The 26133-nt window shown below is 41.5% G+C and carries 30 protein-coding genes, 1 pseudogene and 1 riboswitch; of the genes and pseudogenes, 24 read left to right on the forward strand and 7 right to left on the reverse strand.

The features are described 5' to 3' along the window. Positions 1-2: 2 nt before the first annotated feature. Both NIES1031_RS25435 and NIES1031_RS24770 read right to left on the reverse strand, forming a co-directional pair. Positions 3-332: pseudogene (locus NIES1031_RS25435) on the reverse strand (FGGY family carbohydrate kinase). A 143-nt stretch (positions 333-475) separates the two neighbouring features. Then, positions 476-736, reverse strand: coding sequence for an FGGY family carbohydrate kinase (locus NIES1031_RS24770; protein WP_218596676.1), 261 nt, complete (start codon positions 734-736; stop codon positions 476-478). A 163-nt stretch (positions 737-899) separates the two neighbouring features. Between NIES1031_RS24770 and rbsK the strand changes: the two genes are divergently transcribed. The 4 genes from rbsK to NIES1031_RS05330 all read left to right on the forward strand — a co-directional run bounded on the left by rbsK (position 900) and on the right by NIES1031_RS05330 (position 4606). Next, positions 900-1835: a ribokinase gene (gene rbsK / locus NIES1031_RS05320; protein ID WP_073548462.1), complete on the forward strand. Its 936-nt coding sequence runs from the start codon at positions 900-902 to the stop codon at positions 1833-1835. 249 nt (positions 1836-2084) lie between these two features. Further along, positions 2085-3332, forward strand: a complete 1248-nt coding sequence (locus tag NIES1031_RS05325; protein WP_218596677.1) for a PQQ-dependent sugar dehydrogenase — start codon at positions 2085-2087, stop codon at positions 3330-3332. A 238-nt stretch (positions 3333-3570) separates the two neighbouring features. Then, on the forward strand, positions 3571-3717 hold the full coding sequence (locus tag NIES1031_RS24175) for a hypothetical protein (protein WP_178378050.1): 147 nt from the start codon (positions 3571-3573) through the stop codon (positions 3715-3717). Positions 3718-4120: 403 nt separating this feature from the next. Then, a complete protein-coding gene (locus NIES1031_RS05330; RefSeq protein ID WP_073548463.1) occupies positions 4121-4606 on the forward strand; it encodes a DUF2059 domain-containing protein in 486 nt (161 codons plus the stop codon). 107 nt (positions 4607-4713) lie between these two features. Here the strand turns inward: NIES1031_RS05330 and dusB are convergent, their stop codons facing one another. After that, positions 4714-5766, reverse strand: a complete 1053-nt coding sequence (dusB, locus tag NIES1031_RS05335; protein WP_073548464.1) for a tRNA dihydrouridine synthase DusB — start codon at positions 5764-5766, stop codon at positions 4714-4716. Positions 5767-6010: 244 nt separating this feature from the next. Here dusB and NIES1031_RS05340 point away from each other — a divergent pair, with 244 nt between their 5' ends. From NIES1031_RS05340 to NIES1031_RS05350, 3 genes are read left to right on the forward strand one after another with little or no spacing between them, the layout of a single operon-like run. Then, positions 6011-6628 (forward strand): alanine--tRNA ligase, encoded by a 618-nt coding sequence (locus NIES1031_RS05340; protein WP_073548465.1) that lies wholly within the window; start codon positions 6011-6013, stop codon positions 6626-6628. A gap of 12 nt (positions 6629-6640) precedes the next feature. Beyond that, entirely contained in the window at positions 6641-7069 is a 429-nt protein-coding gene (locus tag NIES1031_RS05345; protein WP_236738725.1) for a hypothetical protein, read from the forward strand. Positions 7070-7080: 11 nt separating this feature from the next. Then, positions 7081-7530 (forward strand): HNH endonuclease, encoded by a 450-nt coding sequence (locus NIES1031_RS05350; protein ID WP_178378051.1) that lies wholly within the window; start codon positions 7081-7083, stop codon positions 7528-7530. Between the two features lie 69 nt (positions 7531-7599). On the opposite strand, the gene NIES1031_RS05355 is transcribed toward NIES1031_RS05350, so the two are convergent. Further along, positions 7600-9549, reverse strand: coding sequence for a monovalent cation:proton antiporter family protein (locus NIES1031_RS05355; RefSeq protein WP_073548467.1), 1950 nt, complete (start codon positions 9547-9549; stop codon positions 7600-7602). Between the two features lie 179 nt (positions 9550-9728). After that, positions 9729-10433 (reverse strand): cytochrome b/b6 domain-containing protein, encoded by a 705-nt coding sequence (locus NIES1031_RS05360; RefSeq protein ID WP_073548468.1) that lies wholly within the window; start codon positions 10431-10433, stop codon positions 9729-9731. Between the two features lie 377 nt (positions 10434-10810). Here NIES1031_RS05360 and NIES1031_RS05365 point away from each other — a divergent pair, with 377 nt between their 5' ends. From NIES1031_RS05365 to NIES1031_RS05380, 4 genes are all read left to right on the forward strand, one after another. Beyond that, positions 10811-11323: a GNAT family N-acetyltransferase gene (locus tag NIES1031_RS05365; protein WP_218596678.1), complete on the forward strand. Its 513-nt coding sequence runs from the start codon at positions 10811-10813 to the stop codon at positions 11321-11323. Positions 11324-11770: 447 nt separating this feature from the next. Continuing rightward, positions 11771-13684, forward strand: a complete 1914-nt coding sequence (gene dnaK / locus NIES1031_RS05370; RefSeq protein WP_073548469.1) for a molecular chaperone DnaK — start codon at positions 11771-11773, stop codon at positions 13682-13684. A gap of 99 nt (positions 13685-13783) precedes the next feature. Beyond that, a complete protein-coding gene (locus NIES1031_RS05375; protein WP_073548470.1) occupies positions 13784-14419 on the forward strand; it encodes an acetoacetate decarboxylase family protein in 636 nt (211 codons plus the stop codon). Between the two features lie 72 nt (positions 14420-14491). Beyond that, positions 14492-15064, forward strand: coding sequence for a Uma2 family endonuclease (locus NIES1031_RS05380; RefSeq protein ID WP_073548471.1), 573 nt, complete (start codon positions 14492-14494; stop codon positions 15062-15064). A 6-nt stretch (positions 15065-15070) separates the two neighbouring features. Here NIES1031_RS05380 and NIES1031_RS05385 read toward each other — a convergent pair whose 3' ends face one another. Next, a complete protein-coding gene (locus tag NIES1031_RS05385; protein ID WP_236738726.1) occupies positions 15071-15556 on the reverse strand; it encodes a hypothetical protein in 486 nt (161 codons plus the stop codon). Positions 15557-15763: 207 nt separating this feature from the next. On the opposite strand from NIES1031_RS05385, the gene NIES1031_RS05390 reads away from it, so the two are divergent. The 13 genes from NIES1031_RS05390 to NIES1031_RS05445 all read left to right on the forward strand — a co-directional run bounded on the left by NIES1031_RS05390 (position 15764) and on the right by NIES1031_RS05445 (position 25289). After that, positions 15764-16159, forward strand: a complete 396-nt coding sequence (locus NIES1031_RS05390) for a RidA family protein (RefSeq protein ID WP_073548473.1) — start codon at positions 15764-15766, stop codon at positions 16157-16159. Positions 16160-16922: 763 nt separating this feature from the next. After that, positions 16923-17645 (forward strand): V4R domain-containing protein, encoded by a 723-nt coding sequence (locus NIES1031_RS05400; protein WP_073548475.1) that lies wholly within the window; start codon positions 16923-16925, stop codon positions 17643-17645. Continuing rightward, positions 17642-18046, forward strand: a complete 405-nt coding sequence (locus tag NIES1031_RS05405) for a hypothetical protein (RefSeq protein ID WP_084544256.1) — start codon at positions 17642-17644, stop codon at positions 18044-18046. Before NIES1031_RS05400 ends, NIES1031_RS05405 begins: the two co-directional genes overlap by 4 nt. Before the next feature lie 11 nt (positions 18047-18057). Further along, positions 18058-18534: a globin family protein gene (locus tag NIES1031_RS05410; RefSeq protein ID WP_073548476.1), complete on the forward strand. Its 477-nt coding sequence runs from the start codon at positions 18058-18060 to the stop codon at positions 18532-18534. 35 nt (positions 18535-18569) lie between these two features. After that, positions 18570-19232 carry a V4R domain-containing protein gene (locus tag NIES1031_RS05415; RefSeq protein ID WP_073548477.1) on the forward strand — a complete coding sequence of 221 codons (663 nt, stop codon included), beginning with the start codon at positions 18570-18572 and terminating at the stop codon, positions 19230-19232. Positions 19233-19279: 47 nt separating this feature from the next. Further along, complete coding sequence (locus tag NIES1031_RS05420; RefSeq protein WP_073548478.1) at positions 19280-19762, forward strand: 2Fe-2S iron-sulfur cluster-binding protein; 483 nt, start codon at positions 19280-19282, stop codon at positions 19760-19762. Between the two features lie 29 nt (positions 19763-19791). Next, the gene (locus NIES1031_RS05425) at positions 19792-20259 is read left to right on the forward strand and encodes a globin family protein (RefSeq protein ID WP_073548479.1); all 468 of its coding nucleotides are present in this window, start codon (positions 19792-19794) and stop codon (positions 20257-20259) included. A 28-nt stretch (positions 20260-20287) separates the two neighbouring features. Continuing rightward, positions 20288-21040, forward strand: a complete 753-nt coding sequence (locus tag NIES1031_RS05430; protein ID WP_073548480.1) for a tetratricopeptide repeat protein — start codon at positions 20288-20290, stop codon at positions 21038-21040. A gap of 60 nt (positions 21041-21100) precedes the next feature. After that, complete coding sequence (locus NIES1031_RS05435; protein ID WP_073548481.1) at positions 21101-21427, forward strand: 2Fe-2S iron-sulfur cluster-binding protein; 327 nt, start codon at positions 21101-21103, stop codon at positions 21425-21427. Positions 21428-21748: 321 nt separating this feature from the next. Then, the gene (locus NIES1031_RS05440) at positions 21749-22540 is read left to right on the forward strand and encodes a hypothetical protein (protein WP_073548482.1); all 792 of its coding nucleotides are present in this window, start codon (positions 21749-21751) and stop codon (positions 22538-22540) included. A gap of 225 nt (positions 22541-22765) precedes the next feature. After that, positions 22766-22824: riboswitch (Glutamine riboswitch) on the forward strand. A gap of 36 nt (positions 22825-22860) precedes the next feature. Then, positions 22861-23013, forward strand: coding sequence for a hypothetical protein (locus tag NIES1031_RS24180; RefSeq protein WP_178378052.1), 153 nt, complete (start codon positions 22861-22863; stop codon positions 23011-23013). A gap of 40 nt (positions 23014-23053) precedes the next feature. Continuing rightward, complete coding sequence (pirA, locus tag NIES1031_RS24185) at positions 23054-23206, forward strand: arginine synthesis PII-interacting regulator PirA (RefSeq protein ID WP_178378053.1); 153 nt, start codon at positions 23054-23056, stop codon at positions 23204-23206. Positions 23207-23480: 274 nt separating this feature from the next. Next, the gene (locus tag NIES1031_RS05445; protein WP_073548483.1) at positions 23481-25289 is read left to right on the forward strand and encodes a proline--tRNA ligase; all 1809 of its coding nucleotides are present in this window, start codon (positions 23481-23483) and stop codon (positions 25287-25289) included. A 12-nt stretch (positions 25290-25301) separates the two neighbouring features. Here NIES1031_RS05445 and NIES1031_RS05450 read toward each other — a convergent pair whose 3' ends face one another. Next, entirely contained in the window at positions 25302-26006 is a 705-nt protein-coding gene (locus NIES1031_RS05450; protein WP_236738727.1) for an MgtC/SapB family protein, read from the reverse strand. Positions 26007-26133 lie beyond the last annotated feature (127 nt).

Consider the following 26133-nt stretch of genomic DNA (forward strand, 5'->3'; position numbering starts at 1 on the left):
AGCTAATCGCCGCAGCTAGCTGCGTTGTCACCTCCACCTGCAACACTCGGTAAACCGGCGGGTAAACCTGTAACACTGGCAATTTCTGGTTTTAATTTGCCCACAATAGCTGTTGAGTGAATGACTTGAGAAAACAGATCTGACTTAATATCGAGGGCTGTAAGAAGATCTAAATCCCAAGTGCGATCGCCTAAATTTAAACACCCCACACCCGAAGCATCCGACGGTTATGTTGCCATTTCCCCTGTCAGCACATATCCTAAATAATCTTTCGGTAACAGTACATGACGCATTCGCGCAAACGCTTGCGGTTCTGATTCGCGTAACCACACAATTTTTGGTAATTGAAAGCCTGTTATTGCTGGATTACCTGTACGTTGAATTAATTCTTATCGGGGAACCATCGTTTCAATCGTCGTAACCGCCTTACCGGTACGCTGATCGTTCCACAAAATTGCGGGTCAAATGACATTTCCTACTGCATCCAGCGGAACCATACCATGCAAATGTGGTAATCTTGCAATTGCTGAACGACCTCAGTCAAAGCCTGAAAAGCTGCCTCAACCCAATCACTAGGATTTTGTTCTGTCCAACCACGATGCGGTGTGAGTAACGGATAGCTACGCCTTGCTTGGGCAGCGATCGCACATTGCAAAGTAACTGCAACAACCCGCACCCCACTAGTACCAAAGTCTATGCTGATCGCAACATTATTATCAACCAAACTTAAAGTCATTTGTTCTTTGCTTGCGTTATTTGATAAATAGAAAAGTAACTTCATCTGTAGCAGTCTTAAACTGTGCGTGAAACCTCTCCCAATCTCCTTCGTCTGCGTTGCGCGAAGTCTCCATAACTCATCAACTACAGATTAATCTTTAATAAGTACCCTTTTTGTCGCTATGAATCCTCGTGTCCTCGTTTTCGGTAGTATCAACATGGACTTAGTTGCCAAAGTTTCACGCTTACCCGTTCCTGGAGAAACTTTATTAGGTCATAATTTTACAACTGTACCAGGAGGAAAAGGCGCGAATCAGGCGGTAGCCGTAGCGCGGTTGGGAATACCTACAGCAATGGTTGGGCGCGTTGGCAAAGATCAATTTGGGCAAGAGTTACTACAAAATCTGCAAAGCGATCACGTCCAAACTGATGCAGTATATATTGATGCATCGAATACTTCAGGAGTTGCAATCATTGCAGTAGACGACAACGCCGAAAATCATATTATCGTGATTCCTGGTGCGAATGGAAACGTTGGGGAAGAAGATATCGAACGTCTTATACAGCAGCTACCAAAAGCATCCGTCTTGCTGTTACAGCTAGAAATTCCGCTTTCCGCCGTGCAACAAGCCGCACAAGCCGCACAACAAGCAGGTGTACAAGTTATTTTAGACCCTGCACCAGCACCTACAGAGTTACCAAGAGAACTTTATCCGGTAGTTGATATCATTACGCCGAATGCCGTAGAAGCAGGTCAATTAGTGAATTTTACGGTAGATAGGCCTGAAAGTGCCGCAAAAGCCGCAACAATATTACAGCAACGCGGTGTCAAGACAGCAATTATCAAACTAGGAGCAACAGGAGTTTTCTGTGCAACCGCTGATGAAAGCTTTTTTATTCCTGCTTTTTCTGTAAAAGCGATAGATACCGTTGCCGCAGGAGATGCATTTAATGGTGGACTAGCCGCTGCATTATTTCAAGGATATTCGCTACGTGAAGCCGTTATCTGGGGGGCTGCAACTGGAGCACTTTCGGCTACCAAAGCGGGTGCACAATCTTCATTACCCACACGCGAAACTTTTGAAGCTTTTCTGCAAGAATATCAAACACTGAAATAGTTAGCAAGCGGTTGCGTTCAAAGATACATAACACTGTTTTCGTATACAAGTGTCCCTACTCAGAGTAGATGTAACAAATCTGCAAAGCTTCTAATAATTCACTATACGGTTCTTATATCTGGATAGACATAAAAGTAACTTCTGCCAAAAAAGTAGCTACAAGCCGCAGATAGATCTGCCCTGACAAAGCACTATCAGTCAATCCAGATTTTGCCGTTTCTGTTGTGAGTAAGTGGATTAATTAATAGCGTGGCTGTACGATTGAAACAGATACCAACTTTATCGCTTGCCTTGGTACTGAGTGCCACCTGTGCAGTACCAGCGATCGCTAGTAAAACTACCTCAGACGAAAAGCTAAGGATAGCTAATGTAGCTCAGAATTTCCGAGAAGTCGCCACTGAAGACACCCAATATGAAGGAATTCGTGTCGTTGAAATCGCCAGTGGATTAGAAAATCCTTGGGCTGTAGCATTTTTACCCGATGGGCGTTTTCTAGTAACCGAGCGTCCAGGAAGACTCAATATTATTGACAATGGTAAGGTAATCCAGGTTTCTGGCGTTCCTCAGGTCAATGCGGAAAACCAGGGTGGATTGTTGGATGTCGTTTTGCATCCTAATTATGCAACCAACGGTTGGATTTATATGACCTATTCCAAACCCAATGGTAATGGTCAAACTGCTACTGCTGTGGCGCGGGGTCAACTAAAAGGTAATACTTTAGTTAATGTCCAAGATGTATTTGTTCAGAATCGTTATTCTGAGCCTGGACAGCACTATGGATCGCGTCTAGCTTGGACAAACGATGGCAAATTGTTAATGACGATTGGCGATCGCTGGTTTGAGCCACTACGTGCCCAGAATTTGACAGATCATGCTGGATCAGTCTTGAGACTTAACGATGATGGTTCAGTGCCCACTGATAATCCGTTTGTGGGTAATCCAGAAGTTGCAGACGAGATTTATACTTACGGTAACCGCAATATCCAAGCACTCGTAGTCAATCGCTCAACAGGCGAAATTTGGGCTGTAGATCATGGTCCGCGTGGTGGAGATCTACTCTATAAAATCGAAGCAGGCAATAATTATGGCTGGCCTCGCGTGACTCGTGGACTCGACTATGATACACAAAAACCAATTTCTGAATCAGTAGCTCGTCGGATGGAAGGTGTCACTGAACCATTTTATGAATTTTTGCCGACTCATGCTCCTTCTGGGGTGACGCTAGTGACTGCTAACCGATTTCCGTCTTGGCGAGGCAATCTTTTAGTAGGGGGGCTTGCGAGTCAGCGAATTCGTCGCGTAGTCTTTGATGCGCAGGAAGTGCTTCATGAAGAAGAATTGCTGTTGCAGACGGTTGGGCGCATTCGAGATGTGCGTGAAGGTTCAGATGGCTATCTCTATGTTCTCAGCGATGAGTCTAAAGGAGGACTCTACCGCATCGAACCTGCCGAATTAAATGATAATGACGACGATGAGGAAGATATTGAGAGTGTCTGACGTTACACTCAATCGTGACCATCGAGCTAAAGCTGAATATGATGCAAATTAGATGACCAATTCAGTTGCACCAAGCAACAGTATACAAGCTATTGGTTGTTGAATGGCGATCGCCTTGCGGATGAAATTTTTTACTGATTGCTTGTATGCGAACTCAGACGCAGTAAGCCCTAAAACCAAATGACAAGTATTGTCTAGGTAAATTAACCTGACTTTTACTTTATTGATGGGAAATGTAATGACTGTTAAATTTCAGTTATTGCAATTTCCTTTTGGTTTGATAATGCAGCTAGCACATCACTTGGCTTTTGTGTTGAAATTACAAAACATTTGGTGGGGGAAGAAAAGTGTGAATAAATGGGCAGCAGAGGAAGCAGGGGAGTAAGGAGAATTTATTTGTAGTTGTTATTGAGCGAAATGGTGTAAAACGTCAGCCTACACAACCTCCCCATAAACCACCAATTTCATTGCGCGATCGCCTGCTTGTTGTGTAGCTAAAATTGTTAGCTTGCGCTGCTTCAGCATCTTTGAAAGCATATTGCTGACAATTTAGTTTTAGATGTTACTGCTCATGTTAAACATTGAGATGCGTAACAGTACTTTATAAGACTTTGAGGACGCGGATATCACGTAAGCCGAGACAATGGCTTGTCTTAAACTTTACACCTTACACGATATTTTAAGCTTTCTATGAATTTTTCTCAGTATAAATACATACGTCGTTCGTCATAACGCATACTGATTTTATATTAAGTTTCTCAATACATCTAGTAAGCAATCTGAAAACAATGAAATTAAAGTTCTTGTATTCTCTATCTATACTCTTTACATTATCTTTTGTTGCGACACCAGCCGTTGCTCAAACTCAAGTTAGTTACCTACCATCAGTCCGCAATCGTAGCGAACAAAACAGCAGTATTGATAAATTAATGACCATAACCGGTGAGAAATATCTAATTCGCCAAGTAACTTTACAAACGATCAACACGCTCAAAAATCAATATCCTCAAGTTCCACAAAAATTTTGGGATTCTTTCTTAGCAGAAATGAACTATGAGGAGATGAACCAAAGAATCGAAGGTATTTATAATAAATATTTCACCGAAGAAGATATTCAAGGAATGATTGCCTTTTATCAAACACCGTTAGGTCAAAAAATCATTAGTGTGTTACCTCAACTCGCACAAGAATCTTCAAAAGTAGGTCAACAGTACGGCATAGAAGCTGCTACACGGGCTATAAAGAAACTACAAGCCGCAGGTTACATACGTTAGGATAACCACCTCAAATTACTCGCGTTACAATTTGTGGTTCGTTTCAAAAGAGGTTCTCTGATCCATAGCAACCATTCACGCTTATTTTTTCTTTATCTATAAACTCATTAAGCCATCTGCAAATCAGATACAGCTTCTGATTCAAGTTCATCAGCAGCTAGCTGTGCGATCGCGCGATCAATAACTTCCAAGCCTTGAGCGACAGTTTCAATCACGCTCAATAATCCCCGCAATTCAGCAGCACCTGCAAAGCCTTTCGCATACCATGTCATGTGCTTACGGGCTTGGCGCACACCGCGATCGCCTTTATATTCCCATAAAGCTTGGAGATGTTCTCTAGCACACTGCAACCTTTCTACAGGCGTCGGAGGAGGTAACTCCTGTCCAGTTTTGAGAAAGTAATCAATTTCGCCAACTAAAAATGGATACCCTAATGTTCCTCGCGAACACATGACTCCATCCGCACCTGTTTGTTCTAAGCAGCGTACAGCAGCGTCTACTGAAAAAATATCACCATTAGCAATAACTGGTATCGATAACGTTTCTTTCACACGCGCGATCCATTCCCAGCGTGCAGAACCATTGTAGCCTTGAGCGCGAGTGCGACCATGTACAGTAATCATCTGTGCCCCAGCGTCTTCCATGCGCTTGGCAAAATCCAATATAGTAATGTCTTTATCTGTCCAACCAATGCGAGTTTTTACCGTCACAGGTACATCTACCGCCTTGACGACAGAGCGCACAATTTCCTCTGCAACTTCCGGTTGACGCAACAATGAAGAACCACCACCATTCTTAGTGATTTTATTCACTGGGCAACCCATATTTATATCTACCGTATCCGCGCCTTCTTCAACAGCCATCACCGCCGCTTCTGCCAAAAAATCTGGGCGACAATCGAATAGCTGAATACTAATCGGTCGTTCATTCGGATCGACTTCCATAATCTTAGGCAACTCTTTGACATAATGCAGCCCTGTCGCGTTTACCATTTCGGTATACATCATCGATTCAGGTGCATAACGCCGCACCAACCGTCGAAATACCAAATCAGTCACGCCCGATAACGGAGACTGTAAGACGCGGCTTTTAACGGCAAACGAGCCAATTTTTAAGGGTGTTGCCAGTCGCTTTTGCAAGCTAGGAGAAAGATAAACCATAGAAACCGAGCGTAAAGATGAGTAGACAATGACTCTTTATACTTTAACGATATTGCCGACTTAATATTAAACTGGCTTTTTCGGGGTTATCAGTGAGATTTCAAGCTCAAATATAGTTCGCTTAATCACGTCTATACACACATAGGCTGCAATTTTTGCCTCAGTAATTATACCGTTGCTGTGCATTGTCGATGCAGTTTATAAAGCTAGCTAGAAGTAAAAATATGAATAATCTTAAATATCCGTGAAAAGGTCAGAAGCTATTAAGCTACTCGAAAGTGAAGCATGGACGAAAGCAGACGCTATCCGTGCTTTAGAAGTCATTGACTTCAATAATAATCCTGATGAACTTACCATTCGCCGAGCTATTTCAAATTTTGCTGGTTCCGAACTAAGTCATCGTCAACGTCTCCAAGCTGCCCAAAAGGGTCAAGTAACTAAAAAGAACAAAGAAATTGAGCAGATCCATAAGGAATATGACGTCAAAATTACTCGATATAAACAAGAACTCAAACAAGCAAGAGAAAGAAACGAAACAGAACTTCATAACTTAACAGCAGTCAATAATGAATTAAAAGCTGAAGTGAGAAGATTAAGCTTAAATAATGACCAGCTTAAAAAAGACAATATATCTCTCAAAGAAAAACTTCAAAATTTAACGATAGCCAATAAAGATTTAGACGCTAAGTTAACAAACACTAACTTAGTCAACGAGCAGCTTAAAAAAGATAACAAAGATTTAAAAAATGTGGTTGATGCTATTAAGCTCAAGCTAGCTATTGAAGTGAATCAGCTTTTGAAATACGAAGATAGTGAAATTCGCAAAGCATTGATAAAGCTATTTAATTCAACACTGGGCTGAGGAGATAACTCAATGAAAAATAAACGAAGAAGATTTAACAAAATGAGTTACCGAGCAGTGCAACGTGCTAACTCAAGTAATTTAACCAAACTGCAACGAAAAGATCAAAAATGGTTAAAACAGAATGGTTATAAAAATGTTGGTTGGGAGAAAGTTATCAATCTATATCATAAAATCGAGGAGTTATTAGATAAATATAAATTTGAAGAGTTAACGCTAGAAGAATTATTTTTAGAAGCCGATCGTATTGGTAATAAATATCTCACTTATCAAGAAAGAGAAGAATTTAATCACCGCTTAGCTAAAGAGGTGAACGAAATTGCAGACAGCATAGATAAACAGTTTCCTGAAACGGAAGTTGAATTTATTGACTTTGGAAGCACCACTAAAAAAAACTCGAAAAAATATACTTATAAATCGTATAGAACTGTCAAACTATAATAAGTAATGTGATGAATCTGAATGACAGAGAACTCAAAGAATTATTTGAGCTTGCAGATAAAATTGGTAAAAAAAGATATCATAAACTAACTGAGCAAGATTTCGAGAATTATAAAAAATTTGATTACTGGCGGTATATTAATGGTGACGGTGAGTGTGGAACGACTCAAGAAAGCAAAGATTGGGTAGAGAAGCATTCAAACTGGTATTGTCCCATTTGTGGAAAAAACTACTCGGCGACAAACGGTAAGACAATTGATCATAAACTTCCAAGAGCACAATATCCTTGGCTAGCAATGAATTTTATGAATTTATGGGTTATTTGCCAAGCTTGTAACAAAGATAAAGGTGAAAAGCATTGGTACGAGTATGAGCATTATATGTTTGTTCACCACCCTGAACTTTATCTTGCCGTGAAAGCAGCACGCCCTAGCCAGTTACTTGAGTCTCTTAAGGATTAAAACAACTAGGTAGCACAAGAGTAGTAGTTCCTATAAGAGTGCAATTTTATAACTCCTTGCTTTGAGTTTTTAGCAGTTAGCAGTTAGTTTTTTAAAAGCAATGTGTTCTTCAGGATTTCCCACAACGAGAAGGCGATCGCCCGCTTCGAGAACAACTTCACCCGTGGGATAACGCAATAGCTGCTTATGGCGCTCAATTGCCATAATTGTCACTCCTGTTAGACGGCGGATGTTAGCTGCTGCAAGGCTTTGACCTAGTAATGGCGAATTCTCATGCACGACATACCAGTGCTGTTGTAGTCCTTCAATAACCGTTTCTAGATTTGGTGCTCCCCAGTATTCCGCGCGTTCTGGTAAGATATCGCGATACCGTCCGTTACGATAGCGCGTGACAACCTGCTGCACTGCATACGGCGAATCTCCAAGTTTTAACAGTAGATGTGCGCCCATCTCTAACGAAGCTTCAAACTCAGGTTGAACAACTTCTTGCGCGCCTAATTGGTAAAGGACATCAATTTCTTCCTTGACATGGGCGCGGACAGTGATATCTAAATCAGGTGCAATACTCAAAGCGCGTTTTATCGCTTTGGCTTGACGAAGATTTGCTTTTTCTAAAACTAAGATACTCGCAGCATCACCATATATGTAAACAATTTCGCGTCCTCGTAAAGTTTGTAGTGTCGCTTCGTTGTTATCAATAACAACAATTTGATGACCTTGAAAATAGAGCATTCGCACGAGCGTTTGTCCAACTCTACCATATCCCGCAACAACAATATGATCGACAAGTTTTTCTTCAATATCAATCAAGCGTGGGGAACGAAATGGTAAACGCAAATTCATCTGCACAAAACGCTCTAGCCATAGTAAGAGATAAGGCGTTGCTTTGAGCAAAAATGGTGCAAGTAATAAAGTAGCTGCTGTTGTTCCTACTGTTAAACCATAAAGCCTAGAAGTAAAAAGTCCAGCGCTTGGAGCGACACCAGCTAACACAAAGGAAAACTCGCCAATTTGGTTAATCCCAATACCAACCGTTAACGCAGTTTTCAGCGGATAGCCGAATAGCATAACGATAAGGGTTGCGATCGCGGCTTTCCCAAGCATCGTCACCGCAACAAGTCCCAGCAAAACCCAAATGTTGTCAAGTAAAAAACCTGGATCGATTAACAACCCAATCGACGCAAAAAACAATGTGGCAAAGATATCCCGCATTGGTATCACGCGATCAAGTGCATGATCGGCATATTCCACATTCGAAATCATTAACCCAGCAACAAATGCTCCCATCGCAATCCCCAAGCCGATCGCAGAGGTAAATAACGCAATTCCCAAGCAGAGCAAGACAATGCCCAGTATAAATAAATCTTGAGAACCACTTTGTGCCAGCAGCCGAACTGAGAACGGAATAAACCATTTTCCGGCGATAATTGCTCCCCCCACAAACACTAAAGCCTTTAGTAACGCACCAATTAAGGCAATACCAATAACATCTGGAGGTTGAGTGAGTGCCGGAAGAACTGCTAGCATCAAACCCAAGCTGAGATCTTGGACAATTAAAATAGCCAGCATAATTTGTCCATGAGCGGTTTGAACTTCGTTACGCTCAATCAAACTTTTGAAGACAACTGCTGTTGAGGAAAGTGAAATCACAGCCCCTAAAAATATTGCTTTAGGAAGTGTACTCACCCAGCCCGTTAAATAAGCAAGTCCCCCTCCAAGGAAAATTGTCAAGATAATTTGCAGCGTACCGCCGCCAAACGCGATCGCGCGAACTCGCAACAAGTCCTTAAGCGAAAATTCCACACCTAAAGCAAACAGCAGCAGCGCTACTCCCACTTCCGATAACACCTCAATGTCACCTTCAAGCGTGACTAAATTGAACCCCGCCGGACCAACAACCATGCCGCCGATGAGGTATCCTAGCAACACAGGTTGCCGTAGCCTATTTGCAAGATATCCTCCTGTTGCCGCAGCCCCCAACACCGTCACCATTTCGACAAGCAGCGTCAAGCTAGCCATTTACCCGCTTTCCTCGTTATTTCCTACAGCGTATAGTTGCAGCGCTACAAATAGCTTGAGGTTGGACGATTTCTTAGGAATCTACACTCGGCATACTGTCAGCACGTAGAAATAGAGTTAACCAAACAGTGGTTACAAATAATAGATTACTGAGCTAAAGCCTGTATTTTGTAGAGTAGTTACTTAAATAATGGAATGATCCAGGCAGCAGCAATACTTATTAAAATCGCCCATTCCAGTATCGTCAAAATAGATGCAGATGGAAACCAATTTGACCAAGACCCCCGTTGAACACTTGACCACCATTGCGTAATATAGGTAGACCAAAGCCTGGGACTATCTTTGTCACGAAATCGCCAATTTAGCATCGATAGTAGCAACGGTACTCCGCCCACTCTCACATTCATCAACAAGTGAAGTGCGATCGCCGCAACCATAACAACCCACGCAATCAAATGAGCATAGTACCAACTGTGGTTTAGTTCTCCCCTGGGCAACCATCCTGAATTCATCATTTTGCCACTAAATAGCGCAAACGTTAATGCTATCAGTGCAAATGTATTCGTCAAACGATTCAATGTGTACCACCAAATCGGTTTACCAATCTGAGTTAATTTAGCGAATGAATCAGGTTGAATCAGCCGCTTTTGCCCTCGATGAAATGCATAAATCACAAATGCAGGAAATATGAGTAAGGTACACAGTCCAAAAGTTCCATGTATACCTTCAATTTCTCGATAAGAAGGCAGTGGAATTCTCCCCCAGCGCCCATCGTAAGTATCATATGTCCAGTAAGCCGTCAAAATTGCAGCAATGAGGAAAAGACTTGTAAGTCCATGCAGAATACGTAAAAGTAGCGGTTGATAAGGTTGAGTCGATTTCATACACCAGTAAGTGTAATAAGTAGATCAGTGAAGCCTGCACGTCGATTTAGATAAATGATAACATTTAAATAGTAAAGATAGCTCTATTAAATCTTAAAGGTATGACGACTATATTAATATAAAAACTAAGTCTAAAATAAAATTCAGATCGCGAAAAATAAATATTTTTTGGATAAGATCTTCAAAAGTTAATGCATCTACTAATTATCAATAATTTTAAACTCCTATTATTGAGAATCTCAATTGATTGTTGATAACAATGAAAACCAATTCATAATTAGTTATTCTTCCCTAATTGCATACGCCGGAAATTACAAAAAGCGCACAGACTCGCAATAATTCCTTGAGGAAGGATTCCATATTTCAAGCAAACAGTAGTGTTACAGCCGCCACAACCTTATTACCACCACGATTTCGACAAGTCACTTCAACGAACAAATATCTTGAGTATCTATATTATGCAAGTTGAGCAAGTAGAAAAATTTAGTAGTGATCGCCTAACGGCATCTTGCTTATGCGCAGAAGATTTCTCTATCTTATGCCAGATGCACCAAGAGCCAAACGTCATGGCAACGCTTAATGGTATTCGTTCTGACGCGCAAACAAAGCAGTATCTCCACAGAAATTTAGAGCATTGGCAACGCTATGGATATGGGCTGTGGATATTTCGCGACAAAACCAACGGTGAATTTGTTGGTCGTGGTGGGTTACGTAATATTTATGTAGATGGTAACGATGAGATCGAACTCGCTTATGCACTTATGCCAATTTACTGGGGCAAAGGATTGGTAACCGAAATGGCAAAGGCAATGCTAAAAGTCGGTTTTGAGAATCTTGAGATAGCACAAGTCGTTTGCATGACGCTGACAACCAAGCATCACAACGAGTGATGGCAAAAGTCGGATTTCAATACGAATGCAACATTATTCATGCCAATCTACCTCATGTGCTGTATCGTCTTACTACAGAGCGGTGGCAGCAAAATCACAATCAGAATTCATAATACAGATCGCCCCTCACTCGCATTCTCTCCACTATTGACGGCAAACACAACTACTGAATTACGGTTCGCCCCAATTCTTCAGGGTACTGATTTACGTACATTAGACACAGTGCACTCAGCAGTCAAAAACGTGGAGGTTGATGAACAAACTCTAGTTTAACCGTCCTAGATATGTTCGGAAAACCCTCCTTCATAGAGTAGCAAGCCATGCTCAGTATATAGATCAGTACATAAATTCAATCAGTATTGAAACTGGAAAGGGCTGCTGATTAGATAGTTGTTCTGTTTCTAGTTTTGTTCTCATTTTAGTAGTTATACGGAGCCAAGATTCCCAATGGCAAAAGTAGTTGGAATAGACTTAGGTACGACAAACTCCTGTGTCGCAGTTATGGAAGGTGGTAAACCCACCGTTATTGCTAACGCAGAAGGCTTTCGGACAACGCCATCCGTCGTTGCCTTTGCGAAGAATGGCGATCGCTTGGTAGGTCAAATTGCTAAGCGCCAAGCAGTAATGAACCCCGAAAACACGTTTTATTCTGTAAAGCGCTTCATCGGACGTAGATACGACGAGGTGACAAACGAAGCTACCGAAGTAGCTTACAAAGTGTTGCGCGATAGCAGTGGCAACGTCAAGCTTGATTGCCCTGGGGCTGGTAAGCAGTTTGCCCCAGAAGAAATCTCTGCGCAAGTATTGCGTAAGTTAGTCGAAGACGCCAGCAAATATTTAGGTGAAACTGTCACTCAAGCAGTTATTACTGTTCCTGCTTACTTCAACGACTCGCAGCGTCAGGCGACAAAAGATGCTGGGCGAATTGCTGGTATTGAAGTTTTACGGATTATCAACGAACCGACCGCCGCTTCTCTTGCCTACGGTTTTGACAAGAAGAGTAATGAAACAATTCTTGTATTTGACCTTGGTGGTGGGACCTTCGACGTATCCATCCTCGAAGTTGGCGACGGCGTATTTGAAGTTATGGCAACATCGGGTGATACCCACCTTGGTGGTGACGACTTCGATAAGAAAATTGTTGATTACTTAGCAGAAGAATTCCGCAAGAGCGAAGGTATTGATTTGCGTAAGGATAGACAAGCGCTACAACGCTTAACTGAAGCAGCAGAAAAAGCCAAAATCGAGCTTTCGAGCGTTACTCAAGCGGAAATCAACCTACCATTTATTACCGCTACTCAAGATGGTCCTAAGCACCTCGACACAACGCTTACCCGCGCTAAGTTTGAAGAACTTTGTTCTGACTTGATTGACCGTTGTCGCATTCCTGTAGAAAATGCGTTACGTGATGCCAAAATCGATAAGAGCGCAATTAACGAAGTTGTGTTGGTTGGTGGTTCTACACGGATTCCCGCAGTTCAAGAACTCGTCAAGCGGATGCTGGGTAAAGAGCCAAACCAAACTGTTAACCCTGATGAAGTTGTCGCAGTTGGTGCTGCAATCCAAGCCGGTGTTCTTGCTGGTGATGTTACCGGTATCTTATTACTCGACGTTACACCCCTCTCCTTGGGTGTAGAAACCCTGGGTGGTGTCATGACTCGAATTATTCCCCGCAACACCACAATTCCTACCAAGAAGTCTGAAGTCTTCTCAACAGCAGTTGACGGGCAAACCAATGTAGAAATCCACGTTCTACAAGGTGAGCGCGAAATGTCAAGCGATAATAAGAGCTTAGGGACATTCCGCTTAGATGGTATTCCTCCCGCACCGCGTGGCGTTCCGCAAATTGAAGTGACTTTTGATATCGACGCCAACGGTATTCTCAATGTCACTGCGAAAGATAAAGGTAGTGGTAAAGAGCAATCAATCAGCATTACGGGTGCTTCAACTCTAGATAAGACTGAAGTTGAGCGCATGGTATCTGAAGCTGAGAGAAACGCTGCTGCTGACAAAGAGCGTCGCGAAAAAGTTGATCGCAAGAACCAAGCTGATTCTTTAGCTTATCAAGCTGAGAAGCAACTGCAAGATTTGGGTGATAAAGTCCCTGCTAGCGATAGAACCAAGGTAGAAGGTTTAGTCAAAGACTTACGCGAAGCTGTATCTAAGGAAGATGATGATCGCATTAAGACTTTGATGCCAGAGTTACAACAAACACTTTACAGCATTGGTACTAACCTGTATCAACAACAAGGCGGTCCTGGTGCTGCGGCTGGTGGCGGTCCTACTCCAGATGGTGGCGATGCAGGTGCTACCTCTGGCGGTGACGATGTCATTGATGCAGATTTCACCGAAACCAAATAGTTGAAATCAATAACTAAGTCTCCACTCAGGAGAATTCTGAGTGGGGATTTTTTTATATTTGGGTAATAGGTAATAGGTAATTGTTAAAGAATATCAAACATGACACTCTATCCTCAAGCACCCTGGACACTTCAAGGCTACGCAGTTGCAACACTGCATCTTATAGAGATTGACCGCGTGCGTTCTTTGATTCCGCAAGAACTTGATATCATCTCTGTGCTTCCTGGTAAGACAGTCGGTGGTGTGTATTTATCTGATTATGGTTTTGGTTCGGTACTGGAGTACAGCGAATTAATTGTCGTTGCTGCTGCTGTTACTCACTCAGGGAAAATTGGCGGCTGGGTTTCGCATATTTATGTCGATAATCCTAATTCTGTCGCTGGCGGGCGCGAAATCTGGGGATTACCGAAAGAATTTGCAGATTTTAGCTGGGGAGAAAATAGTGTCACCGTGCAACAAAGTAATAGCACTTTATGTACTTTGAATTACAATTCTTTATTTAGTCTTGGCTTGAAACCGCGCTTGGGTGCTTCTAGTTTTAGTACCAAGAATGCTGATTTGTTAATTTTTACATTTGACGTAGAGGCGCAATTCGGGTTAGTTAATGCACAATTAAAAGTACCGTCTAATAGTCCTTTCGCTGATTTAATCGTCGGTCAACCTTGGTTAGCAATTTCTGCAACACAGATGCGGCTAACTGTTAATGCACCAGCAGTTCTGAGCAAAAGACCTTAATGACATTTATCCGTTTATTAATGCTGCAAGCTACGATTTGAATGTACCTGCGATCGCCCACTCGGATTTCTCATGAGCACGATTACGGCTAAACGCTTCACGCGAGAAGAATATCACCGCCTCGCAGAACTTGGATTCTTTCAAGACAACCGAGTTGAACTTATTCGCGGAGAAATTTTTCAAATGTCGGCTAAAGGTACATCTCACTCGGTTTGTAGCACTCGCTTATATCGAGAGTTGTTCAAGCTATTAGGAGACAAAGGTATTGTACGCGGGCAAGAACCTATTGTCCTCCTCACAGACAGTGAACCTGAACCAGATTTAACGCTTGTACGCAATCGTTCTGATGACTACTTGTCTGCTCATCCTACGTCAGTTGATATCTTACTGGTGATTGAGATTGCTGATTCTACATTAAAATATGACCAAGAAGTTAAGCTGCCATTATACGCAGAATCAGGTATCTCTAATTACTGGATATTTAACTTACAAGCTAATTGTTTAGAATGCTACAGCGAACCTTATCAAGATTTACAAAATAACTTTGGCTATCGTCAAAAACTCATCTTTCTCCCAACCGAATCAGTTAATCTGCCTCATTTCTCAGCTTTAGTACTTGATTTATCTAAGATTTTTCCTAATTAAAAGAAATTATTTATTTTTAACCCAAATTGCTATTCCACCACCACGACCACGAGCGGCAATAAAATCTTCATTTACCAAAAAGAAAGCAAAAAAAGGCAGTTTAGCAATCGGTTGCTCTACAAAATTGATTGTACTAGCTTTAGTAGGAAACTTACCATTATAAATAGCCCGACCAAACAAGCTTAATTGCATCCGAGTAAAGTCAAATGCTAGTAAGTTTTTCTTGCCAAGGTACTTAGCAGGACCGGTGAGCTTAAATAGTAGTGAACCTAATTGAATCTGATTGCTAATAGATAATTCTTCTTGATTAACAAAAGAAATTTGTGCGCGAGCAATTTGAGATATATACAAGCCTTTACCTAAAACCTGACCATTTTGAAAGTGTGCTTTACGTGGAGCAGTAAACCAAAGTTGCCAAGTACCTAATAAAGTGTCTACAGGATAGGCAATGCGTTGCTGTTTAGCTGCTTTTTCTGCTTGCAACAGCGCCAAAACTACTGCTGAAGCGGAGGGGCGATCGCTTTTCTTGTTGTTCACAGCAGCCGTTAAAGTCGTCATAAAATCAGGTAAATCAGTAGATGCTATTACGGTCATTTGGCTATTCCTTCTATTTGTTTACAGCGCTCCACCAAGCTTTATAATGCTTAACTAGCTCCTCTAACTAATTTAGAGGATGTTCGCGATCGCATAGAAATAAGTATGCAACGACAAAGAACATTTTCAGGAACTGCGTGGGAAACAAAAGCTGGTTACTGTCGCGCTATCCGTGTTGGAAATCATATTTATGTATCCGGTACAGCGCCTATCGATGAGCAAGGCGGCGTTTTCGCACCCAATGATGCATATGCACAAACCAAGCGCTGTTTAGCAATTATTCAGAAAGCTTTACAAAATTTAGGCGCAGACTTGCCTGATGTTGTCCGTACTCGCGTGTATGTCACTGATATAAAACGCTGGGCTGAGTTTGCGCAAGCACATCAAGAATCTTTTGGCGAACATCCCCCTGCAAACACGATGGTGGAAATTCAAGCACTTGTCGATCCAGCGATGCTAGTCGAAGTCGAAGTCGAAGCCGTTTGTGATGTCGATCGTTAAAAAGCTTATCGTTGTAATTTAGAAAACTACGGCGAAGTTAATCAATAAGCTAAGCTATGGCTGAGCGCAACATAGATAACCTTTGAGGAGCTATCGAAAATATGCTGACTTTTTTGCTGGTTGTTGGAGCAATGGGGTTAGCGATCGCCTATGTTGTCTGGAGCGAAAACAAATTACGGCGTCGTGGTATATAAGTAAAGCTTACTGGGCTAAGTCCACATCTTGATCCACAAATACAGTCTGCTCATTGATAGTAAAAAATTGGTCAGCGATTTGATTAAATACTAGCAGTTATCTTGCTAGATAACGCTCACTTATGCTTCCGTAAGGCCTTTTTGACAATCAATATATTCTCACTCAACCTTGCTATTGGTATCAACTAAAGTCTTTTCTTTATTAGAATTATGACTTTGTAATTTTAACAGTAATTATACTGAGCAAAAAGTTCAGTTAATTTAAAAATAGAACAAGCAAGCCTGATTAACTTCTTAAAAAAAATAAAATTTCCATAAAATTGTTCATTTGTGTTGAAATATTTGTAGAAATATTAAGCTTAGAGCGTCCAAATGATTGATAAGGCGTAATCAAGTGATTGCGAATGTTATTAATATGTAAACAAATAAAAATAGTATTTTCATCGATGCTTTGATTCATTAACCAAGGATATACATAAGTAGAAACGATTAAAAAGCTATTCATGAATAAAAGACCTAAAGCTAAGAGCAATACGATTTAGCGATTTTTAAATCAAAGGATACCTAGTATGGTTATTACTTCTACAGATATATTCATTGACCAGAAAGACGAGTCTGCATTCAAAGTAAAGCATTTTCTCAAACAGAAATATCCTAAAAAGCATGACCACTATAGTTTTGATGATTTTTTCCATTTTCAACTTGATACAGGAACAGTTATCGATTGGAATGAGTCCCGTAATATTTTTGTTAGTGAAGATTTCATTATTGGTTTGATCGAGGGCTTAGAAGAAGAAGTCGGTAGTGCTTCGACGGTTGTTATGTACAAAATTGGCTACGAGTGGGGTAGTAAAGATGCCGATTTTTTCCAACGGTGGTTTGAGAAGGAGTACAAAAAGACAATTACTGAGACGAATTCTGCTTTTTTGTTAGAGGCTTGGTGGTGGCCTTTTATTAGCCAGGGATGGGGAAACTGGGAAGTAGACATAAGTGACCAAAAGAACGGATTTACGTTTATCAATATTTTTGATTCAGCAGTAGCCCGTACGCTAGGTGATGTCGGTAAACCTGTGTGTCATCTTTATGCTGGTTTGTTTGCTGGTTTCTTTAGTGAGTTGGTGAAAAAACCTTTAAGCTGTATTGAAATCCAGTGTTACTCAATGGGAGAAACTTACTGTAAATTTCTATTGGGTAAACAAGATCGCATTGATGCTGCAACCTTTTGGCAGAACGAAGGTGCTACCGCTAGAGACATTGAAAAGCGGCTCCAAAGTGGGGAACGACTCAGATGAGCAGTCAGAATTCCTGGTTGTTATCAGTACAAGAATTCTTTAGCTTCACTCACTGGCAAGGTCAACCGCGAGAGAGTTTCAACGAGCAGTACCAACACCAGTTTCTGCAACTCACGCTGCAAGCAGAAGCCGCGATCACCTGCCATCTAGATTCTTGGCAATGCTTATCAGTACAAGAATTCTTTAGCTTCACTCACTGGCAAGGTCAACCGCATGAAAAATTTAACTGGCACGACATAAATCAATCTTCAAGCATAACTTTACAGGTGAGTGCGTTTTTCAAGTTGATTGATTGGGAAGGTCATCCAGAAATAGGCTCCTTACCAAAGAAATTGCTGCTGCCAAACTCATTTGAAGCACCTGTCAAAACGACATTAACAGACCTATCGACACTATTTTAAATCGAATAAATATGCACTCTGAGATTAAAAGTCTACTCTACGAGGCTGAAGACCACTATTTGAATCCAGAAGAAATTACGACTGCCAAGCTTTGTATTGCATCGCTGCAAGTACGCCTCGAAACCTATGAGTTACTACGTGACCAAGAAGTCGCCATCTTTCAACCAATCGCCGATCAACTTCTGGTAACTTTTGCACAAAATCAGCGAGATTTAGAGCAAGCTTTGAAACGTGGGCTATTAGTCTTGCGCTACTGCACTATGGCGATGCTACTCAATAACCAAGAATTTCTGCGGCAAAGACTTTTAGAGTGGCTGATTGATATAGTACAAGCTTATCAAACACAAGCAATTGAGACAAACATATATCAACTTTTACAGAATCAGTTGCCAGAACATTTGAATGCGCAACAGTTGGCTTTATTGCAACCTTTTTTAGCGCAAGCTGCAACAACTCTTTTGCAGACAAGCGCTGTGGCTGAATTGTAGAAATCCTGTCAAATCTTGAATATGGAAGACTCCTCATGATCGCTATTACTGATTTACTGCAAGACGAACGCTTACCAGGAAACTACTTTGCTGTTGATGCTTACATTAAGGGTGACTTTGAAGCAGGTTTGCTCGAAAACCGTCGCGGCGATCGCCTTTTAGCTTTACCAGAGACTTTGATACAAGCGATTTATGCTGGTATCGACAAAGAAACAGGTCAAGCTGCGGGTTTAGTGCTTTTTAACTGCGGTCGATGGTGGGGTAAGAACTTTTATGCCCGTTTTGTTGAAGAAGTAAGTGACTACTATAGCAAGCCTTTAGCCGCAATGGAGATGATCGAGTTTCTGCAATGCCTAAAACAATGCTGGAAAACACACGGCTGGGGAGCTTTTGACTTCGACATGGACTATTATCAGCAGGGATTTTTAGTTATCAAAATTTGGAACTCCCCCTTTGCACAGCAACCTCTACAGGCGAAACCAGCGTGTTTTCTAGAAGCAGGCATACTGAGTGCTTTTTTTAGCCAACTTACTGGACGACAACTCCACTGCGTGCAAACCTCTTGTGAGTCTTTGCAGGCTGATTGTAACCGCTTTGTTTTAGGCTTAGCAGAACGTCTCAAACCAATAGCAGCCTGGTTAGATGAAGGGCACGAGCATGAAATTATTATGGCTTGGCTATGTAGGGGTAATACCTAAATTGAAGATCGGTGCTATTAACCTCGCCGCTAACAGGAGCATCAAACGTGACCAAGATTGTAAAACTAGAACCTATTGCTCAAGAAACAGTTGTCAAAACCAATGACAACCTTTTATATGGAGTACTCACCAACGAACTAAATATTCTTCCAGAGTGTTCTGGGCGAGGGATGTGTTCTACCTGCCACGTTTACATCAAAAGTGGTATGGAAAGTCTTTCTCCGCTTAACCGTCGAGAAAAGCGGACGTTAGAGGCGATCGCGACAGCGCAGCCCAATTCCCGCCTTGCTTGTCAGGCGCGAGTTATTGGTGATGGTGTTGTTGTTGAGATTCCTGCTGGAATGCATATTAATGCGATCAAGGATATTGAAACCTTAATAGGTCGCCGTGCAGAGCAAGATATCCTACATCCCTTGGAAGGCAAGATTTTGGTAGAAGCTGGCAAGTTGATTACGCGTTCGATGATTAGCCAACTCAAAGACACGCGTACTTCCGTAGAAGCCTATCTTGCCCGTACCCGCGAAGCTTAAAAAGATAGATTGTTACCAAATAGAAAAATATGCTAACACAACTAACCCGCTTAAGCATAGAAGCGGACGGTCGCTATGCCAAAACGGAGGAACTTCAGTTTCTCAAAAGCTATTTTCAGTCTTGGGAGCAGCGCGTGAGTGCTTATGAGAAAATTCGCGCCGCCGAGGCTCAAATTATCAATCGAGTAGAAACCAAATTGCGAACGCTCGACCCTAATTTATTTCTTAATGCTGCCGGAGATTTTACCGAAGTGTGGCGAAGAGACATTGTACAAGTGCTACGGTATGCGGCAGCCGCCTTGTTATTCAATGAACACGACCACTTACGAGAGGGTCTTTTACTTTGGCACAATACCATTGCGAAGTCTTATCAATTTGACCAAACTTGCAAGACGACGTTTGAAGTCATGCCAGAGGTGATCGAGCAGTATCTTACTCCCCAAGAAGCACTTCTGTTGCGTCCAATTTTAGAACTCAATCTCATCATACTCGGCTAAAGCAATCATCTAGAGGAATTTTGACATCATGCAACAAAGTTTGAAAGTTCTTCCACAGCGTAACTGGCGGGACATTGTAGAAATTTTATCAGTGCTTGGCTCGATTGGTGGCTCAATTGCATCTGTAGTAACTCAACAAGCTTTATTTGCTTCTATTCCACTGTCTTTATCGGTAGCGCTCAATCTCGCAAACCGCAGGCAAATATCAGATGAAGTCAAGCACCAGCAAAGTGCGATCCTCCACATTACACGAGAAAACGTTGAAACTCAAGGTCACATCGAGTTGCTAACTCAACAATTAGTAGAAGTACAGCAACAAACTACTACCTTAAGCCAAGGTACTAATAACTTACAAAACTATACCCAAAGCCTACACAATGAGCAGGCAAAAATTGCCCAAATGGTCACTAATTTACAAGAAGTTGAGATTTGTCACCAGGATATTCGTATTAATCCTAATGCTGAAACCTACTACAATCGAGGTTTGATTTACCAACGTTTAGGAAATCTACAAGCCGCAATCAAAGATTACACCGAAGCTATTTGTATCAATCCTAGCTATGCCCAAGCTTATTACACTCGAAGCATTATTCATGCTGAACTAGGAAATAAAAAGGCAGCCTTAGCAGATTTGCGCGAAGCTACAAAATTCTTTTTTGAAGATGGAAATATTGCAGGCTACCAAGCAGCACGAAACTTCAGTAAAAAGTGTCATGAGTTAAGTTTGCAAACTAAAACTAATAATGAAGAAAAACTCCCTGTGGGGTGCTTGTTTTCTTGAAATTACTCATTCATTTCCAACTTTGACGTCAAGCTATAGTATCTGTATCAGGAGCTAAAAATGGTAAATAGAAACAGTGACAAAATTTATAAAGTTACATTGGTAAGCGAACCACACAAACTAAACAGCATGATTGAAGTTTGTGGCGATGAGTATATTCTTGATGCTGCCGAAGCGCAAAACATTGAATTACCGTATGCTTGTCGCGCAGGTGCTTGTGTTGTTTGTATTGGCAAGGTTCTTGAAGGTTCAGTTGACCAGTCAGATCACTCTTTCTTAAACGAAAAGGAACTTAAGGCTGGTTTCGTTCTTACGTGTAGAGCCTATCCTCAATCTGATTGTATCATTAAGACTCACCAAGAAGAGGAATTATTTGAATTATATTAAAGGTACTTTAAGAAGGTTTGTTGACTATTTAATGAATGTAATTGTTATAGAATTAGCAAAATAAATTTTAGCATTTCCTCTAGTGACTCTAGACATCTTGGTAGTTCAGTGATTTAATCGCGAACTACCATTACTTTTTCTGGCTTTTTTAACTATTTATTAACTTTTACTCCAAACTCAACACACTGCACTCATGAGTGTTTTAAAATTAAGCATAGTATAAGATAACACAAACAATCAAGGCAAAACTAAGCAGTAGGATACTACTGATGAAATTGTTTTTATTCTGAGAAATTACTGTAGCTTTTAAAAATTTAGTCTATGTATCAGGAATTTATTCATGAGTTTCTAAAGATACCTGGAGTTCTAGGAGTTGCCCTAATTCAGGGACAATCTATACCATATTTCTATGCCAACAACCGAAAGATAGAGGGGCATGAGAAACACAGCTTGATTGAAAGCCTTCAGCCAAGTATTACCATTGTTTCCTCGGAAGTTGATTGTTTTCAATTTCAAGTTAAGGGATACTATGCATATAGCTACAAGTTAAATTATCATCTGAGCTTTCTAGTTATAACTGATACGGATATTGCTAAAAATCAACTGCGGGCACTGGCAGCACAGCAATTAAAAGCTATTCTCCAGAAAGATGTTCATCAGACAATCAAAACGTTTAAGCTCTTAACAGAAACTTTTACTCAACTCCAAGCTTTTTCAAATAAAGCAAAACCTGAATTATCCGCTATAAAAAATTCTTCTCTTTCTTTAGAAGAAGTATCTCTTAACATTACAGAGTTGCTCAATGCGCTCAATCGTCTGAGTCAATTCAGTAGCAATTATATAGGAACAAAGCTTACTGCTAACTATTGGCAGTTAACACGTCCTAATTTTGACTGGTTAGACAATTTCCAAGTCAATCGTTCTGCTGAGCTTGTATTTCATGGAGCACTCACAGAAAGTGTTACTGCTCAACAACATCGGATAGTTAAAGAGTGGGTTGCGGCTTTTATCAAGAAATGTTCTCAGGTTATTCAAGATTTACCTGTCATGATTGAAGAAATAGCTCTGGATGAAACCCACAGAAGACTACTATTAACTCATACTAATAGTTAAATCCAGCAAATAAAAATAGAAGTTACTCAATATGAGTAAACTCTTTGTCTGGAGCAAAAATAAACTAAGGTGTACTAGAGTAGTATTATTGGATCTTCCTCAACTGCACGTGATTAAATTATATTATTCTCTGGCGAGGTGTAAATCTAGACAAAAAAGTACGGTTTTCTACCCAATGACAGAAGCACGACAAGAGTTATGATTGATATAGATAAAGAAGGATAAATCGTTCATCTTTCATATCAGAAAGACGGAAGTAGGGAAAATTCCCGAAGGAACGCGCCTCATTCGATACTACGCATACAAGAAAGAGGCGAACAATGAAGAATAAAGCTATTGGTATTCAAAATCAAGACTCTCGTCTTATTACTGCTCAAGCACGTTTACTCATGAGCGAACGTCGTCAAAGACAGCAAAATCGTCAACAATCGATGCTACAGCGTGCAGGCATTGAAGAAATCACTGACGGTTAGATTTCGCTAATAAGTCGTCAACTTTAAGAGGTGGGTTGTGATGAAAAATGCATTGCAGCGCTTCCAAACCACGGCTGAGACGCATCGTACCAATATCCAAAAAAGCTTGGAGCATCGCTTACAGGTTGCTAGAGCTAAAGGTGACGAAAAGCTAATTCGGCAGTTGGAAGCAGAAAAAAGCTACTACAACTAAATTAAAAGTGCATATCTATCTTACTTATTGGATAGAGGGCTGAGTAAAGACCTGGTTCTTGTTTGTTGAGAGCCAGGTTTTTGCATGTATGTCTAGTCCAGTGAAAGTTCTCTAAATGACGAGTGGCAAGTCTTTATATGAACAATTTCCTCCTTGGCTTTCCAAATTGCCTATTCGTGTCAACCTTAAAGAAAGTAATTTGAAATCTGAGCTTGATGTTGTTTTAGACTGAACTGAGATGATGATCGTCTAGGTCACAAGAAGGGAACAAGCGATGCGACTGTCTCAAATGCTTTTTGTCACATTACGGGAAGATCCAGCCGAAGCGGAGATTCCTAGCCATAAACTTTTACTGCGTGCAGGTTATATTCGTCGCATCGGTAGCGGTATCTATGCTTATTTACCCTTGATGTGGCGGGTACTACAGAAAGTTTCTCAAATCGTGCGCGAAGAGATGAATGCGATCGGCGCACAAGAATGTTTATTACCACAAGTACAACCCGCAGAGTTATGGCGCGAATCAGGGCGTTGGGATACCTATACGCAAGCTGAAGGTATCATGTTTGCGCTCAAGGATCGACAAGAGCGTGAGTTAGGTTTGGGACCAACCCATGAAGAGGTAGTTACGAGTATTGCTCGTGATATGATCCGCTCGTATCGCCAGTTACCACAAACGCTTTATCAAATTCAAACCAAGTTCCGCGACGAAATTCGTCCTCGCTTTGGCTTGATGCGCGGACGCGAATTTATCATGAAAGATGCTTATTCTTTCAATGCAGACGAAGCGAGCTTGCGAGAAACTTATGATGATATGCACCGCGCGTATAGTAATATTTTGCGGCGCAGTGGTTTAGCTTTTCGGGCGGTAGAAGCCGATTCAGGTGCTATTGGTGGTTCGGCTTCGCAAGAATTTATGGTGTTAGCCGAAGCAGGTGAAGATGAAGTTCTCTACACCGAAGACGGAAAGTACGCCGCTAACGTAGAAAAAGCCGTGTCGCTACCACCTGATGCGGAACCATCATCGTTTACCACTTACGAAAAACGCGAAACGCCAGGAACACCAACCATTGAAACAATGTGTAACTTCATTGGCTGTTCTCCTACACAAGTCGTGAAAAACGTGTTGTATCAGGTTGTGTTCGATCATGGTTTAACACTACTTGTACTCGTTAGTATTCGGGGCGATCAAGACATTAATGAGGTGAAGTTGCAAAATGAAATCACTCGCCTTGCACCACAATATGGCGGGAAAACAGCGATCGCTCTTACAGTACCAGACGCAACAATGCAACAAAAATGGGCAGCAAAACCTTTACCGCTAGGATACATTGCACCAGATATTGCAGATGATTACATTCGTCCTGAAAAACAGGTGCATCCCAAGTTTTTGCGGTTAGTTGATAAAACCGCTGTTGATTTGCGTAATTTCGCAACAGGAGCGAATGAATCAGGGTATCACGTTGTTGGGGCAAATTGGCACGAGCAATTTAAATTACCAGAAAATATTGTCGATGTCCGGAAAGCACGAGTCGGCGATCGCGCGATTCATAATCCTGAACAAACCTTACAAAGCGCGCGAGGTATCGAAATCGGACATATTTTTCAGTTAGGGACGAAATACTCTGCAGCTATGGGGGCTACTTATACTAACGAACAAGGCGAAGAAGTTCCTTTAGTGATGGGTTGCTATGGTGTAGGAGTTTCGCGCCTTGCGCAAGCTGCTGTTGAGCAGTCTTACGACGAAGATGGTATTATATGGCCTGTGGCGATCGCGCCTTATCACGCGATTGTGACAATTCCAAATATCAACAACGCGCAACAACTAGAAGTCGCCGAAAAGCTTTATCAACAATTAAATGCTTCGGGAATTGAAACACTACTTGACGATCGCAACGAACGCGCTGGAGTCAAGTTCAAAGACGCTGATCTTGTGGGGATTCCTTACCGAATTGTTACAGGGCGATCGCTCGAAGCAGGTAAAGTGGAAGTTGTTGAGCGCAAAAGCCGACAATCACAAGAAATTGCGATTGATGCAGTTGTTGCAACTCTTAAACAGTGGATTGATACTGCAATTAAGGTTTAACAAGCAGTATACCTAACCAAACTCTTGTTCAATAACTCGCCAACTTGCAGCGATGACTCCTGGTTCCAAACTCAATCGACTGATGATTTGCTCTAGAAGCTGATCGTCACGATTTTGAGTTAACATTTCGGCTTCGACTTCAACTCGATCGGCAACATCTTCTAAGTCTTCGCTACGTAATGAACGTAGCTTCATCGTACTGGTACTTAGAGCTTGCAGCAACAATGCTCGCACATGAGCTTCATCCTTGCTACGACACATTAAGGAACACTGATAACACAATTCTATTTCACTTCCTTGCAGTGGTTCTTGATTAATGCGATACCCCAAAGGGCGCAGGAGAACATTAGCCACTAAAACTGCAATTGAGCCAATCACAGCTTGAGTAATAAACCCTGCTCCTGCCAACGAACCAATCGCTGCTGCACACCAAATTGTAGCAGCGGTATTTAATCCGCGAACGCTCAAACCTTCGCGTAAGATCACACCACCTGCCAAGAAACCAATGCCAGAAACAACTTGAGCCGCAATACGAGTAGGGCTAGCTTCGCCAGGAACAAGAACAGAAAGCATGACAAATAAGGCCGCGCCTGTTGCCACTAGGGTATTAGTGCGTAATCCTGCCATACGCTGTCGCCACTGTCTTTCTAAGCCAATTGCTGAGCCTAATAAGAAGGCAACTGCCAAACGAACTGCAAAATCTGTCCATTCCATCATCTTGCTCTACGGTCTAGTAATTGTAATCAAATTTACGTATATAAATCGTTACGCTCATCCTCCAATTCGTTTCCAAGTTTGAAAGTTGAGGGATGAGCATTTTAGTTTTACTAGGAATGGCAATTGC

Source organism: Chroogloeocystis siderophila 5.2 s.c.1, assembly GCF_001904655.1.
Taxonomy (GTDB): Bacteria; Cyanobacteriota; Cyanobacteriia; order Cyanobacteriales; family Chroococcidiopsidaceae; genus Chroogloeocystis; species Chroogloeocystis siderophila.

Bases quoted from the DNA above. Each gene is read 5' to 3' on its own strand.
- NIES1031_RS24770 (WP_218596676.1), bottom strand. From the start codon at position 736: ATGACTTTAAGTTTGGTTGATAATAATGTTGCGATCAGCATAGACTTT.
- rbsK (WP_073548462.1), top strand. From the start codon at position 900: ATGAATCCTCGTGTCCTCGTTTTCGGTAGTATCAACATGGACTTAGTT.
- NIES1031_RS24175 (WP_178378050.1), top strand. From the start codon at position 3,571: ATGACTGTTAAATTTCAGTTATTGCAATTTCCTTTTGGTTTGATAATG.
- NIES1031_RS05330 (WP_073548463.1), top strand. From the start codon at position 4,121: ATGAAATTAAAGTTCTTGTATTCTCTATCTATACTCTTTACATTATCT.
- dusB (WP_073548464.1), bottom strand. From the start codon at position 5,766: ATGGTTTATCTTTCTCCTAGCTTGCAAAAGCGACTGGCAACACCCTTA.
- NIES1031_RS05345 (WP_236738725.1), top strand. From the start codon at position 6,641: ATGAAAAATAAACGAAGAAGATTTAACAAAATGAGTTACCGAGCAGTG.
- NIES1031_RS05350 (WP_178378051.1), top strand. From the start codon at position 7,081: ATGAATCTGAATGACAGAGAACTCAAAGAATTATTTGAGCTTGCAGAT.
- NIES1031_RS05355 (WP_073548467.1), bottom strand. From the start codon at position 9,549: ATGGCTAGCTTGACGCTGCTTGTCGAAATGGTGACGGTGTTGGGGGCT.
- NIES1031_RS05360 (WP_073548468.1), bottom strand. From the start codon at position 10,433: ATGAAATCGACTCAACCTTATCAACCGCTACTTTTACGTATTCTGCAT.
- dnaK (WP_073548469.1), top strand. From the start codon at position 11,771: ATGGCAAAAGTAGTTGGAATAGACTTAGGTACGACAAACTCCTGTGTC.
- NIES1031_RS05375 (WP_073548470.1), top strand. From the start codon at position 13,784: ATGACACTCTATCCTCAAGCACCCTGGACACTTCAAGGCTACGCAGTT.
- NIES1031_RS05380 (WP_073548471.1), top strand. From the start codon at position 14,492: ATGAGCACGATTACGGCTAAACGCTTCACGCGAGAAGAATATCACCGC.
- NIES1031_RS05390 (WP_073548473.1), top strand. From the start codon at position 15,764: ATGCAACGACAAAGAACATTTTCAGGAACTGCGTGGGAAACAAAAGCT.
- NIES1031_RS05400 (WP_073548475.1), top strand. From the start codon at position 16,923: ATGGTTATTACTTCTACAGATATATTCATTGACCAGAAAGACGAGTCT.
- NIES1031_RS05405 (WP_084544256.1), top strand. From the start codon at position 17,642: ATGAGCAGTCAGAATTCCTGGTTGTTATCAGTACAAGAATTCTTTAGC.
- NIES1031_RS05410 (WP_073548476.1), top strand. From the start codon at position 18,058: ATGCACTCTGAGATTAAAAGTCTACTCTACGAGGCTGAAGACCACTAT.
- NIES1031_RS05415 (WP_073548477.1), top strand. From the start codon at position 18,570: ATGATCGCTATTACTGATTTACTGCAAGACGAACGCTTACCAGGAAAC.
- NIES1031_RS05425 (WP_073548479.1), top strand. From the start codon at position 19,792: ATGCTAACACAACTAACCCGCTTAAGCATAGAAGCGGACGGTCGCTAT.
- NIES1031_RS05430 (WP_073548480.1), top strand. From the start codon at position 20,288: ATGCAACAAAGTTTGAAAGTTCTTCCACAGCGTAACTGGCGGGACATT.
- NIES1031_RS05435 (WP_073548481.1), top strand. From the start codon at position 21,101: ATGGTAAATAGAAACAGTGACAAAATTTATAAAGTTACATTGGTAAGC.
- NIES1031_RS05440 (WP_073548482.1), top strand. From the start codon at position 21,749: ATGTATCAGGAATTTATTCATGAGTTTCTAAAGATACCTGGAGTTCTA.
- NIES1031_RS24180 (WP_178378052.1), top strand. From the start codon at position 22,861: ATGAAGAATAAAGCTATTGGTATTCAAAATCAAGACTCTCGTCTTATT.
- pirA (WP_178378053.1), top strand. From the start codon at position 23,054: ATGAAAAATGCATTGCAGCGCTTCCAAACCACGGCTGAGACGCATCGT.
- NIES1031_RS05445 (WP_073548483.1), top strand. From the start codon at position 23,481: ATGCGACTGTCTCAAATGCTTTTTGTCACATTACGGGAAGATCCAGCC.
- NIES1031_RS05450 (WP_236738727.1), bottom strand. From the start codon at position 26,006: ATGATGGAATGGACAGATTTTGCAGTTCGTTTGGCAGTTGCCTTCTTA.